General features: G+C 36.1%; 15 protein-coding genes. 3 read left to right on the top strand and 12 right to left on the bottom strand.

All coding sequences use genetic code 11. From position 1 onward, the window contains the following. Nucleotides 1-8 precede the first annotated feature (8 nt). Nucleotides 9-1,652 carry an acyl-CoA carboxylase subunit beta gene (locus A8143_RS01465; RefSeq protein ID WP_070137280.1) on the bottom strand — a complete coding sequence of 548 codons (1,644 nt, stop codon included), beginning with the start codon at nt 1,650-1,652 and terminating at the stop codon, nt 9-11. 105 nt (nt 1,653-1,757) lie between these two features. On the opposite strand from A8143_RS01465, the gene A8143_RS01460 reads away from it, so the two are divergent. After that, on the top strand, nt 1,758-2,198 hold the full coding sequence (locus tag A8143_RS01460) for an NUDIX domain-containing protein (protein ID WP_070137278.1): 441 nt from the start codon (nt 1,758-1,760) through the stop codon (nt 2,196-2,198). Nucleotides 2,199-2,244: 46 nt separating this feature from the next. Here the strand turns inward: A8143_RS01460 and A8143_RS01455 are convergent, their stop codons facing one another. Next, nucleotides 2,245-3,351 (bottom strand): T9SS type A sorting domain-containing protein, encoded by a 1,107-nt coding sequence (locus tag A8143_RS01455; protein WP_070137276.1) that lies wholly within the window; start codon nt 3,349-3,351, stop codon nt 2,245-2,247. Nucleotides 3,352-3,531: 180 nt separating this feature from the next. Further along, a complete protein-coding gene (locus A8143_RS01450) occupies nt 3,532-4,104 on the bottom strand; it encodes a hypothetical protein (protein WP_070137274.1) in 573 nt (190 codons plus the stop codon). A 73-nt stretch (nt 4,105-4,177) separates the two neighbouring features. Here A8143_RS01450 and A8143_RS01445 point away from each other — a divergent pair, with 73 nt between their 5' ends. Next, entirely contained in the window at nt 4,178-5,764 is a 1,587-nt protein-coding gene (locus A8143_RS01445; protein ID WP_070137272.1) for a hypothetical protein, read from the top strand. Nucleotides 5,765-5,825: 61 nt separating this feature from the next. Here A8143_RS01445 and A8143_RS01440 read toward each other — a convergent pair whose 3' ends face one another. After that, nucleotides 5,826-6,257, bottom strand: coding sequence for an Hsp20/alpha crystallin family protein (locus A8143_RS01440; protein WP_070137270.1), 432 nt, complete (start codon nt 6,255-6,257; stop codon nt 5,826-5,828). Nucleotides 6,258-6,540: 283 nt separating this feature from the next. On the opposite strand from A8143_RS01440, the gene A8143_RS01435 reads away from it, so the two are divergent. Then, the gene (locus A8143_RS01435; RefSeq protein WP_070137268.1) at nt 6,541-8,730 is read left to right on the top strand and encodes a glutamine synthetase III family protein; all 2,190 of its coding nucleotides are present in this window, start codon (nt 6,541-6,543) and stop codon (nt 8,728-8,730) included. Nucleotides 8,731-8,819: 89 nt separating this feature from the next. Here the strand turns inward: A8143_RS01435 and A8143_RS01430 are convergent, their stop codons facing one another. From A8143_RS01430 to A8143_RS01395, 8 genes are all read right to left on the bottom strand, one after another. After that, entirely contained in the window at nt 8,820-9,458 is a 639-nt protein-coding gene (locus A8143_RS01430) for a T9SS type A sorting domain-containing protein (RefSeq protein WP_070137266.1), read from the bottom strand. Between the two features lie 6 nt (nt 9,459-9,464). Then, nucleotides 9,465-9,734, bottom strand: coding sequence for a hypothetical protein (locus A8143_RS01425; protein WP_070137264.1), 270 nt, complete (start codon nt 9,732-9,734; stop codon nt 9,465-9,467). A 46-nt stretch (nt 9,735-9,780) separates the two neighbouring features. Then, on the bottom strand, nt 9,781-10,374 hold the full coding sequence (locus A8143_RS01420; protein WP_070137262.1) for a YdeI/OmpD-associated family protein: 594 nt from the start codon (nt 10,372-10,374) through the stop codon (nt 9,781-9,783). Between the two features lie 2 nt (nt 10,375-10,376). Next, nucleotides 10,377-11,102: a discoidin domain-containing protein gene (locus A8143_RS01415; protein WP_070137260.1), complete on the bottom strand. Its 726-nt coding sequence runs from the start codon at nt 11,100-11,102 to the stop codon at nt 10,377-10,379. 4 nt (nt 11,103-11,106) lie between these two features. After that, nucleotides 11,107-12,507: a DUF1501 domain-containing protein gene (locus tag A8143_RS01410; RefSeq protein WP_070137258.1), complete on the bottom strand. Its 1,401-nt coding sequence runs from the start codon at nt 12,505-12,507 to the stop codon at nt 11,107-11,109. Nucleotides 12,508-12,515: 8 nt separating this feature from the next. Continuing rightward, nucleotides 12,516-14,321, bottom strand: coding sequence for a DUF1800 domain-containing protein (locus A8143_RS01405; RefSeq protein ID WP_070137256.1), 1,806 nt, complete (start codon nt 14,319-14,321; stop codon nt 12,516-12,518). 110 nt (nt 14,322-14,431) lie between these two features. Then, entirely contained in the window at nt 14,432-15,367 is a 936-nt protein-coding gene (locus A8143_RS01400; protein ID WP_070137254.1) for a M20/M25/M40 family metallo-hydrolase, read from the bottom strand. Nucleotides 15,368-15,370: 3 nt separating this feature from the next. After that, the gene (locus A8143_RS01395; RefSeq protein ID WP_070137252.1) at nt 15,371-15,982 is read right to left on the bottom strand and encodes an IMPACT family protein; all 612 of its coding nucleotides are present in this window, start codon (nt 15,980-15,982) and stop codon (nt 15,371-15,373) included. Nucleotides 15,983-15,996 lie beyond the last annotated feature (14 nt).

Raw genomic sequence — 15,996 nt, 5'->3', positions numbered from 1 at the left:
CAATTCAATTAAGTTTGAATTGCACCAACATTATATCTTCTATCGGTTTTATTATGGTTTGCCATTTCAATTCCCATAGAAATCACTTTTCGTGTTTCTAAAGGATCAATTATCGCATCTACCCACAATCGAGCAGCAGAATAATAGGGAGAAATTTGAGCATCATAACGGGATTTAATTTTATCATAAATCACTTTTTGCTTAGCTTCATCAACCTCTTCACCTTTAGCTTTTAACGACGCAACTTCAATTTGCGCAAGTGTTTTGGCTGCAGAAGCCCCACTCATTACGGCAAGTTCTGCAGAAGGCCAAGAAACAATCAATCGAGGGTCATATGCTTTTCCACACATTGCGTAATTACCAGCGCCGTATGAATTGCCCATAACGATTGTAAATTTCGGAACAACTGAATTTGACATTGCATTCACCATTTTAGCTCCGTCTTTGATTATCCCTGCATGTTCTGATTTAGAGCCTACCATGAATCCACTAACATCCTGAAGAAAAACGAGAGGAATATTTTTTTGGTTACATACCATTATAAAGCGTGCAGCTTTATCGGCCGAATCAGTGTAAATCACTCCACCAAATTGCATTTCACCTTTCGCACTTTTTACTACTTCCCGCTGATTGGCTACAATTCCAACGCTCCATCCATCTATTCGTGCATATCCACAAATTATGGTTTGACCATAATCCTTTTTATATTCAGTGAATTCTGAGTTATCAGACATACGTTCAATTATTTCACGCATATCATATGGTTTAGCTCTGTTTTCAGGAAAAATTCCATAAATTTCCTTTTCATCCTTTTTAGGAGGTTTGGCTTCAATTCTGTCAAAGCCAGCCTTGTCTTTCTCGCCAATTTTGCTCATTAAATCGCGAATAGTAGAAAGGCATTCTTCATCATTTTCAGACTTATAATCACAAACTCCAGAAACAGCGGTATGTGTGGTTGCTCCACCAAGAGTTTCATTATCGATGCTCTCACCAATCGCTGCTTTGACAAGATAAGAACCAGCTAAGAATATTGTACCTGTTTTGTTTACAATTAACGATTCATCTGACATTATAGGAAGATAAGCACCACCGGCAACGCAACTACCCATCACTGCCGCAATTTGTGTAATACCTTGCGAAGACATTACCGCATTATTCCTGAAAATCCGTCCAAAATGCTCTTTATCCGGAAAAATCTCATCTTGAAGAGGAAGGAAAACACCAGCACTATCAACTAAATATATTATAGGTAAATGATTTTCCATTGCAATTTCTTGCGCTCTCAAATTTTTCTTTCCAGTGATTGGAAACCATGCACCAGCTTTAACGGTTGCATCATTCGCAACAATGATACATTGTCTCCCAGATACGTAACCAATTTTAATCACAACACCACCGGAAGGGCAGCCTCCGTATTCTTGGTACATGCCTTCGCCAGCAAATGCTCCAATTTCGAGTGTTTCTGTGTTAGGGTCAATTAATTTTTCAATACGCTCTCTGGCCGTAAGTTTTCCTTTAGAATGATGCTTTTCAATTTTATTTTTACCACCTCCAAGGTAAATTTTTTCGAGTTTTTGCTCCATTTCAGAAATCTTCAGGCGCATCTTATCCTCGTTATTATTAAATTCAAGTTCTTGCTTGCTTACTGCCATCTATATTAATTTTGAAAATTGAATTCAAATATACAATTTTGAACCTTGTTTTTATACTATTTTGAGTGCAAATGAGTAGAATTTAATTAGTAATTACAGAACGTTATGATAAAACAATTCAACCTTCGCGTTTATGGTTTAATTATACATGATGGGGCTGTCTTAGTCTCAAATGAAAAAAGGTTTGGAATGGAGATGATTAAGTTTCCTGGTGGAGGATTAGAAAAAGGGGAGGGCATAGCCGATTGCGTTTTACGAGAGTTTAAGGAAGAATTAGGGATAGAAATAATGCTCGGCAAGTTATTTTATGTGAATGATTTTTTACAAGTTTCAGCATTCAACGAAGAAGATCAACTGATAAGTTTTTATTATTTAGTACATCCCATCAAAAAAATAGGATTAGATAAAGAATTATGGTTGGATAATATACATGCCGAAGAGAATCAAGAGTTTTATTGGGTGGCTATCAGTGAAATAGATGCTTCGGACTTTACATTCCCCGTAGATCAGAAAGTGGTAAACGCTTTAAGAGAAAATAAGACATAAAAAAAGGCCGCTCGAGAAGCGGCCTTTTGAACATCGATCTAAAATCTTATTTTTTAACCACGATTTTTGTCATTTCAACCGCTTCATTAACTGTAGTTTTAACAAAGTAAACACCTTCAGTTAAATCAGACATATCAAACTCGTTGTAGAAAGTTCCACTACTTAAGTTTTGAGATTCAATCATTCGAACTGTTGCACCTAGCATGTTCACTACTTCCATGCTAACAGTTGAAGCTTCGTTCAATTCTATTGCAACATTTAAGTTTCCAGCAGTTGGATTAGGATAAGCTTTTACAGCAAAGTTATTTACTTGCTCAGTAATTCCAACTGTTCCAACTTCGTTCTTAGATGCTCTTCCTTTTCCTGCATTATTAATTGCTCCCGAAGGCTCCACTAACATTGCAACAACAGAGATGTTTTCTAAATCCCAAGAACCATCTACATCAACATAATAAGAGTACCAATAATCTACATCTGCTTCGATAGTTTCAGGTAATGAACCTTCAACACCACCGAAAGAATTATCAGCAATTACACGCGCTACGTGATCATATACCATGTCCGAAGCTGGTACTGGATGAGGCTCCTCGTTCCATACATGACCTGCCCCACTTAACGGAATACCATCTGGTTCTGCAACACCAGGTGCAAAATAATTAGCTTGTGCATAACCTGATCCTCCTGTTACATGATCTTCAGTTACCACCGCAGCTAATCTCCAGTCTCCAGATACTGCTTCAGTAAAATTAGCTTTGATTCTAATTTCTAATTGACCACCTTCGATATAACCTCCAACTGCGATTGACGCAACAGGCGTTTCCGCTAATCTTTCTGTTACACCATTTGGTGCATACCATGCATGATCTCCGACAACTCTATCTACTGCTGCATATGGGTAACCTGAGAATCCTGGTAATACATCTGAGGCATCATCATAATAGGCGTTAGCCATTGGGTCTCCATTGTGAATGGCAATTCCAATGAAATTAGGTTCAGATTCCTCTAACGCTGCTAATTGAACTGTACCGTAAGGGCACCATCCACACCATGTTCCTGTTTTTTCTTCTACTACTGCAAATTTTTCTGGCTGTGCCATTACGTTTGCTGATAAACCAAGAGCAAATGCTCCAAGAATAAGTCTGTTTTTTGTCATAAATTATTTTTTATTTGGTTGAGCTAAATATACTTAATAAATGAATTGAAAAGAAAACTTTAAGTCAACATTAAATTAATATTATTGTATTCCTAAATAATTGAAACTTTTTAATGCGTTGAATTAGTTGGTGTTAAAATGTATGTTTTATACGTTTTACTGGAGAGTATACTTAAAGTGTTACACTAATCGCTTTTGAACATAACTATCAATACGATGTATAAATTGTGAGGGTGTCGTTGTTCGCCAATCAATTTCTTCTAAATCTCCACCCATTAAAAAATAATAATCCAGATCGTAATTTTTAAGTTCGTCTTTTACGTGCTCACGGGAATTAACCAAAGCAATCCATCCTTCATGTTCTTCAACTTCATCAAACCATTCTGCATAGTAATCTTCAGTTTCACCGTGAAAATTTAAAAGGTTCTCTGCTATAAGAATGAATTTATGAATTCCATTTTCCATTTGCGATTCTATTAAATTACGCTTGATTAACATAATATCATTCTGAATGACATCATTCCATTCCCCAAACAATTCAATTATGGAATATCCAGCTTCATAATCTGTGTAAAGTACTTTGAGAAATAAGGTAGGAGAATCAATATTATCCCACTGCGGGTGAATACAGTAATTATATATGGTATCAGTAAATTCGAATTCACTGTAAATCCTACCGTAAAAAGGTGATTGTATGTCTTCTGACGCTATATAAAAACCACGCCAATTATAATGAGGTTCAATGGTGTGCATAATGCAAAGTTAAGTAGATTTTTATCCGAACGAAAGAAGATTTAATTAACTTTACCGGCAATTAAAATAAATTATGAAAAAGGTGAGAATAATTAAAGTAGTTATGTTTTTTGGGCTTTTCATTTTCTTGATTAGTTCATGTGGTAAAGAAGAAAATAGAAGCTCAAAAGTTTCTACACTTATTAATAACATAGATGACCCAATGCTGGTGGTCAATTTTAGTCCGCAAAGTTTAATTGATAAGTCTGGAGCTTTGGATGGAGCGTTGCCATTTACGCAAAATATGCTACTTGGTTTCTTTTTAGACGATTCGGTAACGGGGATAGATTTCGAAAATAAAAGTCAAATTGTTATTGCTAAGGGTTCTGAATTTTTGCCGAATTTTTATGGCATATCAAGTTTAAAAGATGAAGAAGCATTTATTGAGTTGGTGGAAGTGGAGTTAAATGGTAAAGTGGAAGAGAAGGATGGTTTTAAATATTTTATTAAAGAAAATGATATGTATGCCGTTGCTTGGAATGAGGAGTTTATAATGGCTTCCAATATTACGATGAGCATGCAAGCAATGATGAGTGGGAACATGAAGAAAGAAGGGAAGAAGACAGTTGATAATTTAATAAATATAATTAATTCTACTGGAGGCGATCAGGATGATTCTTATGTTGATTTTCTAGAAAACTCTGCAGATATTGGGATGAAGATCAATGGAAAGGGACTTTATTCATACCTTGAAAATATGGCTATGGGTAATGAAGAGGAGCTTAAAAAGAGTAAAGAAATGATTGAAGAAAGTAATGGGGATCTATTCATTTCCTTTAATGATGGGAACATTGTTTTTGATATGACTTCAAATTTGTCTGACGAAATGAAGGAAAAAATGGTTTTGTGGAAAGAAGGGGGTATTAGTAACGATCTTTTAAAATACGGTTGGTCTTCAGACCCAATGTTTAAATTGGGGTATGCTGTTGATGTTGACAAGTTTATTTCGAATTTAAAGGCTGAAGATGCCTTAATGAATGAAAAGGATATTGAAAATGAGCTTGAAGAATTTGGTTTGACATTGAATCAAGCAGGAGAGATACTAAATGGAGATATCTTATTTGTTATCGACCGTATTGAAGTGAAAGAAGAGGTTATTGATTGGGGATATGGAGAGCCTTATGTATCTCATGAGCCGCAACCGGTTTTTTCCATTATTGCTAAAATTGATAATGATGAATTACTTCCAACCTTGCTGGCAGATTTTAATGATTTAGGAAATGGCATTCGTCAAAATGGAGATGCGTATATATCATATAAAGAAGGGGTATTCTTTGCATCTAATGACAGCGCCTGGACTGTAGCTTTTCAGTCTGGTGCAACAAAAACAATCACGGATAAAGAAGGTGTGCTGGGAGATAAACCACTGGGATTATTCTTAGACTTTAATAAAGTTGCGGCAATGGATGATATGGGACAAGAAAAAATCTTAATTGAAATGATGGACTATTTGAAGGGGGCTGGTGATGTTGAAAATGCTTCGCTGACTTTTCAATTTAAGGACACTTCCAAGAACGCTTTGCGTATTTTGACCGAAGTAATTTCTTCATTGACAGAGGAGCGTCCGCAAACACAAGAAGCACAAGATATTCAGGCTGAATTAGAAGAGGCAGCGATGTGATTAAGAATTACACCGAATAATATAAAAAAAGGGGCCGCATACTGCAGCCCCTTTTTTTATCCTACTTAATCTCTATTTTTTTTGTTCCCTTCGCTGAGTCTGTGATTTTTGGTATTGTTATTTCTAGTATTCCGTCGGTATATTGACCGCCAATCTCCTCTGTTTTACAATTTTTTGGTAAGGTGAAAGTTCTACTAAACTTACTGTAATTAAACTCACGCAATGAATAATTTGTTTCTTGCTCATTTTTTTCACTGCTTATCTCGGCTGATATCGTTAATTGGCTATCGGTCACATCAACATCAAAATCTGATTTTTTCATTCCTGGACTAGCCAATTGAATTTTAAACTCCGTTTCGTTTTCGAAAATATTAACAGCTGGAGTTTTGCGTGTATTTGCCTGTTTTAACGGTTCGAAAAATCGTTCTTCGAATAAATTACTTAATACGTCTCCAAATACAGGAAACTCTTGTTTCTTTTTTATAATTGTCATAATTTTTATTTTTAGAGTAATATGAATTGTGATACTCAATTTAAGTACCAAGTGAATAAAATTAACACAATCAAGACTTTTTGACAGGTTAATAACGTGGGTGCTGACAATTTGACTTTATTTTTTTGTAATCAATCTAATGCCTTTTAGACATCATTAAAATCCAAAAACAACATGTTTTGATATTTAACCCTGTTTTTTATAGGGGTTGATTGATGATAATTTACATTTTTTTAATGTTACCCCTAAAATTTTCATATATATTTGCAAAAAAAATATTTTTATGTCAAATTCTAGAAAGAGTGCCTTAGATGAAGTTCTTCATAGAGAAGCAAATCATGTTGATACGGGTTCAAGACGCGTATCAGAGTATTTTGGTGAAAATACGTTTCACTTAGATAAAATGCGGGAATGTTTAACAGAGGAGGCTTATAAAGTCGTAAAGTCAGCTGTTGAACATGGAACACCTGTAGATCGCTTGCATGCCGATCAAATTGCTACTGCAATGAAAGATTGGGCAATTTCTAAAGGAGCAACCCATTATACGCACTGGTTTCAGCCTTTGACAGGATCAACAGCAGAAAAACATGATGGTTTTTTCAAGCCGATTGGTCCGGGTAAAGCGATAGAAAGATTTGAAGGTGAATTATTGGTTCAGCAAGAACCAGATGCCTCATCTTTTCCCAATGGCGGAATAAGAAATACCTTTGAGGCGAGAGGTTACACAGCCTGGGACCCTTCTTCTCCTGCTTTTGTAATCGGTAAGACATTGTGTATTCCAACTATTTTTATTGCTTATACTGGAGAAGCTTTAGATTATAAGATGCCATTGATTAAAGCGCTTTCTGCTGTAGAGAAAATCGCTAAAGATGTTTGCCAATACTTCGATAAGAATGTAACAAATGTGAAAGCTACATTAGGGTGGGAACAAGAGTATTTTCTTGTTGATACTGCGCTTTACAACGCACGACCGGATCTTATGATGACGGGAAGAGCGGTGTTTGGGCATTCTCCAGCTAAAGGACAGCAATTAGATGATCATTATTTTGGATCAATCCCAGAGCGTGTTACAGCGTTTATGCGGGATTTTGAATATGAATCTCACTTGTTAGGGATACCAGTAACGACACGTCATAATGAGGTTGCTCCGAATCAATTTGAATGTGCCCCAATGTTCGAAGAAGTAAATGTAGCCAATGATCACAATCTGTTATTAATGGATGTAATGGAGAAAACGGCTGCGAAACATAATTTCAGAGTACTCTTACATGAGAAGCCATTCGCCGGTATAAATGGTTCGGGTAAACATAATAACTGGTCATTAGGAACAAATACTGGTGTCAATCTTCTTCAGCCTGGCAAGAACCCGAAATCTAACCTGAGGTTTTTGACCTTCTTCGTTAACACAATTATGGCAATTCATAAGAATGCAGATTTGTTAAGAGCTTCAATTGCTTCAGCGGGAAATGATCATCGTTTAGGAGCCAATGAAGCACCTCCGGCGATTATTTCTGTTTTTATCGGTTCGCAATTGACAAAAATGTTAGACGACTTGGAGAAAAGTATTTCTGCAGGTAAAATGACTCCTGAAGCAAAAACTGAACTTAAATTAAACATTGGTAAGATTCCTCAAATTCTTTTAGATAACACAGATAGAAATAGAACTTCTCCATTTGCCTTTACAGGTAATAAATTTGAATTTAGAGCTGTTGGTTCTACAGCGAATTGTGCTCAAGCTATGACTGTGTTAAACACAATAATGGCAGAACAACTCGAAGAATTTAAACAGAACGTTGACGCTAGAATAGAAAGTGGAGATAAAAGAGATGAGGCAATTTTAAAAGAACTTCAGAAATTAATCGCGGCATCTAAGAAAATTCGATTCGAAGGGAATGGTTATGGTGATGAATGGGTTAAAGAGGCTGAAAAAAGAGGTTTGTCTAACCTTAAAGATACTCCAAGAGCTTTGGATGTTTTTGGAAGGAAAGAAGTGAAAGAATTGTTTGATACTATGGGGGTATTATCTCCAGTAGAACTTGAGGCTCGTCACGAAATAGAATTAGAGAATTATATTCTGAAAATTCAAATTGAAGCGCGTATTATGGGGGATATTGCCAAAAATCACATAATGCCTGCTGCAATCAAATATCAAAATACGCTGATTGATAATGCGCGCGGTGTAATGGAAGTGGTTGGTGGAAAAGAAGGACAGGAAGCTGCACGAACTCAAATAAACTTTATTAAATCCATTTCTAAACATATTAATGGGTTGAATGACAAGGTGAATGATATGATTGAAGAACGTAAAAAAGCTAATTTAATCGAAGATGCGCGCGAGAAAGCTTATGCCTATTGTGATAATGTGAAAGCAAAGTTTGATGATATTCGTTACCATGCAGATAAATTGGAAATAATGGTTGATGACAATATATGGCCATTACCAAAATTACGCGAACTCTTGTTTACAAAATAGAGGATTAATAGGGTATTTAATACTAAAGCACTTCTAGAAATAGGAGTGCTTTTTTAGTGAATGATTATTTTACGAACCGTGAAGCCGCCCTAGTGTTGAATTTCAATAAAGTACATTCCGGGAGAATAACCAACTAATGGTAAATTTACATTATTTACCGACGAATAGTTTGTGTTCGCTATTAAAAATCCACTTTGATTATATAGTGTGATTTGTCGAATTTCAAAAGGCGAGTTGATTTCTAATTGATTTATTGCAGGAATAGGATGGATGTTTAATAGTGTATGCTTTTCTTCATTGAGGTTTAAATTAAGCGCGCATTTTGCAGGCCCGTCTGACGGCCATTTTTTTTCATCCAGTTCTCCATAACAATTGAGGTAATATGCAAAATCCAAATCCCAAAACGAACCATACGAAGTGATTTCGCTCAGAAAAAAAACATTATATTCATCATTTGTATAGCCAAAATACCCTATCCCTTCTAATACATGTGCGTCTGGGAACTCATCATCTAAAGTATCTGTAAAAAATTGATTTCGATAGGCATCACCAACTAAAATAGAGTCAATTTTTTGTACAGTCATTTCAGGATGTATTGCTCCAAATTGACCTCCAAAATGATCACCTACATTTAACTCATACGAGATAAATAACGAATCTTGACCATCGGTATATGAATATATTTTTCTTCCTTCTTGACGAACGTAAAAAATAAAATCGTTTTCCACTTCATGTTATGATTCTGGTCCTCCAATATTTGGGTTTCTACAAATATTTTTTGAAATAATGTGGTAATCATTTTCTCCGAGTTCTATTTGTGGCTCGTCACACTTGTAAGTAAACTCGTCTATCCATCCTATCATGTCATCGGCAACCATAGGTCCTACATACTCTTCACCATACCAAGTTGGGGTGTTTTCAAAATAAATGGGGGATGCTTGTGATAAAGTGTTTAAATGAAGGAGTAGTAATGGGAGGATGTTAAAAAGGATTGAACTTTGCATAAGCCACGTTTGTCAAAGTAACGCAGAATCACAATGTGTCGTTGGTTTAATCTCTGTATTTATCATTCAAGCCAAGTCCTTTTTGAATCAAAGGAATGGATTTTTCCAATCGCTTAATTCTTGTAGGATGTTTTTTAGCTGACCCGATAAATTCAGCATATTCTTTTTGTTTATATGCTGTTAATTGGTTGAATTGATCTTTGATTCTGGGGTTTTCTTTAAAAAAGTTTGAAAGTTCTTCCGGTAACGTTAAAACTGCAGTTTTTTGTGGTCTTATTCGTTTGCCTTCTTTTTCGTTTTGGATGGATTCTTTGAGGTATTCTAAAATGATTTCAGGATTAATTTCACTTTTGTCTTTAAACCGTAATTGTCTTAACCCTTTGGTTTGCTCCTTATTTGCGTTAATTAAAATTTTTTTCTGATCTTTTAAAAATACACCTTGATGAAACCATAGTGCACAATGATTTTTAAACGATGCTATACCAACTATATTATTATTACGGTAGGTGTAAGTAGGAATTCCCCATTTAATAGTTTCTTCTAATTCTGTTTGCAAACATAATTCACGCAAAAGAATTATTTCTTCTTTCCATTTATCTTGGGATGCTACATATTCCGAAGCATTTGAAACTTTCCGCATTTTTAAAGTTTAACAATTTTGTATCGCTCTTTAATTTCACCGTTTCGCAGACAAACGTAATAAATTCCTGGTAAAAGATGCTGTCCGTCTATGTTTTTAGAATCGTATAATTTAATTACGCTTTCTTCAATAACCGTCCTACCAGAAACATCTTCAACTGCTATGAAGGCTTCTCCTAAACATTTTTTTTCAAGAAAGACTGTAAACGTGCTTTCAAAAGGGTTGGGGTAGATGTCAGCTATAATGCAAATATCTTCTTGTTCATCTTTAGCTGTATCAACTTCGACACGTAACTCTGAAAAACCTGTACAATCCCCACCATAATTATCAACAATTGTAATTAAAAGAAAACGTGCTTTTATTCCGTTGAAATGGGTGATTTGACTTCCTTCATACCTGCTGTTTCCAGGGGCTTTTGGGAATGTTTCTAATCCATGCTCAATCCAATTTAATCCATCAACCGAGTAGTCAATCATAACTGTTTTTGCCCCATAATCTACAAGGTCAGGGTCGTTGATGTTCCATATTTTTAACTCGTTTAATTGATATGGTTTACCAAAATCGTAAGAAATCCAATGGCTTTCTTCCCTTTTATTGTTGGGGTTTTCACTTTTATCACAGGATATCCAACCATCAAACCATGACGTATTATGCCGATCGGGATAGCATTGTCCTATTCCATTATTCAGATAAAACAGAAATATTATAAATGTAATAAATGTTCTCATAATTCTACATGTTCATAAATCCAATAGGCGGTGAATCAGTGCTTAGGTCTCCTAGCGTGTGAAAATTACTTAAATTCGGAAAAATATAACCTAAATCACTAGGTGATAAGCCGTACCAAAGCGCTAACTCTGCGTACATTGAATCAATTGGAGTCGTGGGAACGGTTATTCCTCCGTATAAATATTCTGGACCATCAATTTCCAAACTTGGGTACGTTCCAAAAATATTACCACCATTCACATTGCCTCCCATAACCATAGTGTTACCACCCCATCCATGATCACTTCCATTACCATTTGATAATAGTTTTCGAGCAAATTCTGAACCTACAAAAGTTGTAACATTATCGAACATTCCAATCTCATTTAAAACGCTTCTAAACTCAGCCATCGCATTGTTAACCACACTCAGTTGGTAGCCTTGAGAGGTAATTAATTGGTCGTGGTGATCCCACCCTCCATATCGTACAAAGAAAATTTGTCTTTCAAATCCTAAAGTCTCTCTGGCTGCAATCGTTTTAGCAATAATCTGTAATTCTTGGGATAATCGTTCAGGTGAAAATACGGTTGAAAATTCAGGAACTTCGTCTATTGCTTCTTTGAACTCGACTCCAGCAGAAATAGAATCGTGCAACACATTCGCATAGGTGTTTTGAAACGGATCACCGAATGTGTAATTTAACATGCTGTCTACGGCTGCGCGTCTTTGTGGGTTATGTCCATATTCGGCATAATAATTTACGGGTAATGTTGGTCCATTGTTGTTCATGGCAAATGGAGTAGTGTTTACACCATTTTGAAAAATATTGGTGCCCGACAAGGAAACATTCATCGATATTTTATCGTTGCTGTTGGTGTAGCCAAGTAAGTCAGCCATATAACCACCCCAGCCTTTTGTTACTCGTTCATTAGGTCGAGAGGATTGCCAATGTTTATATTGGTCAAGGTGGGAGAAAAGGCCGAGAGGTACCTGTTTCGATTGAGCATAATAATCAGCTACGGTGATTGGTTCTACTAAGGTTCCGATATTGGCTAAAAATGCTAAATCTCCATCATTGTACATCGATTGCAATGCACTCATTGATGGGTTTAAACCAAAGTCGCCACTCTCAATCGATAAAAGATCTTCTCGTTCTAATGCTAAATTTGATCGTGTTGCATTATAGTGATCGTATTCGGTTAAACTTCGTGGTACAAGCATGTTGTAAGAGTCATTTCCGCCATGTAAAAAGATACAAACAATTGCTTTATAATCTCCGAAAGGTGGGGGAGGAGGTGAACTCATTATTGAGTTGATACTTTTAAATTTCGCTAACGAAGATAAAGGCGAAGTGAAACCTAGAGCTGTAGCAACCCCCAGTTGTTTGAGAAATTTTCGTCTGCTATTTTCAAATTCTTTACACATTTAATTGCTTATTTGAGTATGTTATAATCGGGGCTCACTAATATAAGATAGGCTGCTAATTCAATTCTTGATGTTAAACCTGAAGAAGTAACAGGAAATTCATTAATAGCTTCTTTAATGATGTTTCTTGTGCGATCAGATAGTTGACCGTGACATAAAAAAAGGTCAAGTTGATCAAGTAGTGCGTCCGCGTCTTTTGAATATTCAAATAGACTTGTGATATTTGTTTCAGTTATATTACTAACTCCTTCAGGTACATCGTTTGAGCTACAGGCTAATAGGTATTCATATTCTATCCAGTAATAAACTCGATTGGCGTAATTAATACCAGTTCGAGAGTTGTGCAATTGGAACTCCGGACCAACCATACCTGCATCAGCAATTTGTCCATTAGGACTGTAGTCAGGAGTGAAAAAATTAAAAACAGTTGGAGCATGAAGCGGGTGCTGGTCAACGTCATTTAAGAATGACCATGAATGGTTCCAAAACCTTCCTTCGTATGGAGAATATCCACCAAAATGTCTTGCAACGGTAGTGTAGCGTATGATGGGCTCCCTTAATTTTCCTTGACTAGGGTCGTTCAGCCAATCGCAATCCCTTGCTTCTGGATGAAGTAAAATTCCTTTCAGAACAGCCCATAGGTCTCCACGAACGCCATTTCCATTATTTTCAAAAATTGCCGATATATCTTCAATGTATTGGGGAGATGGATTGGATTTTACAAAGTGTTGTATAAGTCTGGAAGAAATAAAAGGGCCGACATTGTTATGGTGGAAGAGGTGGTCTAGGGTATTTGTTAAGTCTTGGTCTCCTGTTTGTCCTTCGGGAATTATGTAGCCGTTCAGCAATTTTTTTTCTCCTGGTTCGTGATATTCGTCGTACATTTTCATAGGAACTGTAACATCAGCAAAATATAAGCTATGCCAAAATTCAGGTTCAATAGTGTCTCTGCGAGCTCCAATTCCAAGTCCTGTAAATACCTTAGCAAACTCTTTTATGTCTTCATTGTCATAAGTGGGTATGGGTTGGCCAGTTTCGCTTAACTTTAAAGTGCCATCTTGATTCAATTCATGCAATCCAATAGAAAATAGCTGCATGATTTCGCGGGCATAATTTTCATCTGGATTTGTGTTGTTTTCAAGGTCTGTTTTAGCATTGTTTAAATGGCTAAGGTAAACTCCCATAGCGGGGTTTCTTGTTATATCTTCGATTAAATCCCTATAGTTTCCAAATGCATTTTTAATTAACAGGTCGTAATATGTTGCTACCGCTAAACCGTAGCCTCCAATATTAGATTCTAAAGAAATAACAAAGATTTCACTTAGAGCATATGCCATTCTTTGTCGCAATAAATCTTTACCGCGCATGATATTATCCCACCATGCATAATCTACATGAGCCGAATTTGGACGAATACTAAAATCGGAGGAATCGCCACCTTCAGCAATGTGCGTGGCTAGAATCGTATTGTAGACCTCTTGTGTAGCGTTTCCGAGGTAATTAGGTTCAGCTTCATATTGTTCAATAAGCCAATCATTTATTCCAATGTTTACAACATGGTCAGTTAATTCAGCACTTCCCCCAAAAGTAGCTTGAGCTAAGAATCGAACAGCTTCCATTTTTTTTGCGATTAAACCAGAGCCATCTACTGTTTTGGCTCCAGTCGCTTTAAATACACCATCGTACAATTGCGAGTTACTACTGGTGCTGACTGTTATGCCATCTGAATTTCCACCACCCAAATATTGATTGTTATTCTGCGAATAACCGGCGAATATAAATAAAATGAAGGCAAAGGTTTGCGTATACTTCATGGAGTCATTACTTTGGTTGGTAGCTCAATGTACAAAAATTATAAACTAAAACCAAGAAGAGCAGGGCTGGAGGGATTGAATGTAATATATTTCATTCAAACCTCAAAAGATTACAAGAATGTCATAAGATGTCGGTACAATTTAATCATTTCATTGATGTCATCTATATGAACTTTCTCATTAGGAGTATGAACATTATCTTCTGGCGCACCTATAAAACACCAATCGAAAGGTAAATCACTATTTTGAAGCATTGTTCCGTCGCTACCGCCCGCGCTTTCAACTTCTAATTGGAATTTTATTTTTGCATCCCTGGCCAAATTGATTATTTTATCTAAGTAAGATTTTCTAGGGATCCCTTGGTCTCGCATAGAAACAGCAACTCCATTACCATGTTTTACACCATCTGTTACCCAAGTAATATCTGAGATTAATGCTTGTCTTAAATTGTATTTATCGAACAAAAAACGACCAAGAAATCCAACCGAACCACCGCCATGTTCTTCATAAGTTGAGAATACAATTGCTCCATTTTCTATTGTTTCAGCAACCTGCAACGCAACATAAACACCAAGTCTATTGTCGAGGTATGGTGATTGAATAAAATCTTCCGATAAATTGAATTCTGGTTTAAAAGTCAGGTTTGTTCCACGATCAATAATACGATCAAAAACACATTTAGTTTGAACTTCTCCATTCTCATTCTCAATAATCATGAGCTCTGTTTCAATCTTTCCTTGAGAATCTTCACCGACAAGTTGTATCCCGTCGATTAGGCGAGGGCCTCCAATTTTTATTAGATTATTTTGATACCCAACTGTGAACCCAATTGTGTCAGTATGCGCGAAGATAGCTGTTTTAGGTTGACCGAAAACTAAAATTAAGGCGTCTTGAAACTCACTGCCATGAAAAAGTGTAGGGATTGTATTCCATTCGTTTTTATGAGTTTCGACATATCTAACGATAAAATCTTTCACCTTGCCTTCGTCACCGCTAGCTCCTGGAATGGATGTTAATGTTTGAAGTAGTTCTGTGTTTTTTAACATTGTTTAGACTGTTTTAATAAGTGTTAGGTTTGTTGTTTTAAGTTGACTTAATTCTTGCTCAATCGAGTCCCCAGATATAATAGGAATATTAAAATTAATGATGGGTTGATTATGTTCGAATCCTTGGTTAATGATAGTTGTATTCCATTTGTTTAAGATCGACATAATTACTCCAGTTTCCTCATAATTATAGCTTAAAGAATAATAATTTTGTATTTTTTTTATCGTAATTTTTGCTTTAGATAAAGCTTCTTTAGAGGCTGTTTTGTAGGCTGTTACTAATCCTCCTACACCTAAGTTAGTCCCTCCGTAATACCTAACTACTGCTATAGCTATGTTTGTTAGTTCAAAAGATAAAATTTGCCCAAAAATTGGTTTTCCTGCTGAGTTATTTGGTTCTCCGTCATCGGAATACCTATCCTGAAATCGTTCAACACCAAATCGCCAAGCAAAGCAAATGTGACAAGCGTTTGGGTGCTCTTTCCAAAGCGCTTCAATTTTAGCCTTAGCTTCATCTGCATCAATGCAAGGAAAGGCATAAGCTAAAAATTTGGACCCTCTATCCCGAAATTCACCTTCACTTACTTTGTCGATCGTGTTGTATTCTGTTACCATTTTTGCAAAGTTAA

The organism is Crocinitomix algicola, from assembly GCF_001661595.2.
Classification (GTDB): domain Bacteria; phylum Bacteroidota; class Bacteroidia; order Flavobacteriales_D; family Crocinitomicaceae; genus Crocinitomix; species Crocinitomix algicola.
Note: the sequence above shows the minus strand (reverse complement) of the source record. Positions and strands in the feature narration are given on the sequence as shown.

Bases quoted from the DNA above. Each gene is read 5' to 3' on its own strand.
- A8143_RS01465 (WP_070137280.1), bottom strand. From the start codon at position 1,652: ATGGCAGTAAGCAAGCAAGAACTTGAATTTAATAATAACGAGGATAAG.
- A8143_RS01460 (WP_070137278.1), top strand. From the start codon at position 1,758: ATGATAAAACAATTCAACCTTCGCGTTTATGGTTTAATTATACATGAT.
- A8143_RS01455 (WP_070137276.1), bottom strand. From the start codon at position 3,351: ATGACAAAAAACAGACTTATTCTTGGAGCATTTGCTCTTGGTTTATCA.
- A8143_RS01450 (WP_070137274.1), bottom strand. From the start codon at position 4,104: ATGCACACCATTGAACCTCATTATAATTGGCGTGGTTTTTATATAGCG.
- A8143_RS01445 (WP_070137272.1), top strand. From the start codon at position 4,178: ATGAAAAAGGTGAGAATAATTAAAGTAGTTATGTTTTTTGGGCTTTTC.
- A8143_RS01440 (WP_070137270.1), bottom strand. From the start codon at position 6,257: ATGACAATTATAAAAAAGAAACAAGAGTTTCCTGTATTTGGAGACGTA.
- A8143_RS01435 (WP_070137268.1), top strand. From the start codon at position 6,541: ATGTCAAATTCTAGAAAGAGTGCCTTAGATGAAGTTCTTCATAGAGAA.
- A8143_RS01425 (WP_070137264.1), bottom strand. From the start codon at position 9,734: ATGCAAAGTTCAATCCTTTTTAACATCCTCCCATTACTACTCCTTCAT.
- A8143_RS01420 (WP_070137262.1), bottom strand. From the start codon at position 10,374: ATGCGGAAAGTTTCAAATGCTTCGGAATATGTAGCATCCCAAGATAAA.
- A8143_RS01415 (WP_070137260.1), bottom strand. From the start codon at position 11,102: ATGAGAACATTTATTACATTTATAATATTTCTGTTTTATCTGAATAAT.
- A8143_RS01410 (WP_070137258.1), bottom strand. From the start codon at position 12,507: ATGTGTAAAGAATTTGAAAATAGCAGACGAAAATTTCTCAAACAACTG.
- A8143_RS01405 (WP_070137256.1), bottom strand. From the start codon at position 14,321: ATGAAGTATACGCAAACCTTTGCCTTCATTTTATTTATATTCGCCGGT.
- A8143_RS01400 (WP_070137254.1), bottom strand. From the start codon at position 15,367: ATGTTAAAAAACACAGAACTACTTCAAACATTAACATCCATTCCAGGA.
- A8143_RS01395 (WP_070137252.1), bottom strand. From the start codon at position 15,982: ATGGTAACAGAATACAACACGATCGACAAAGTAAGTGAAGGTGAATTT.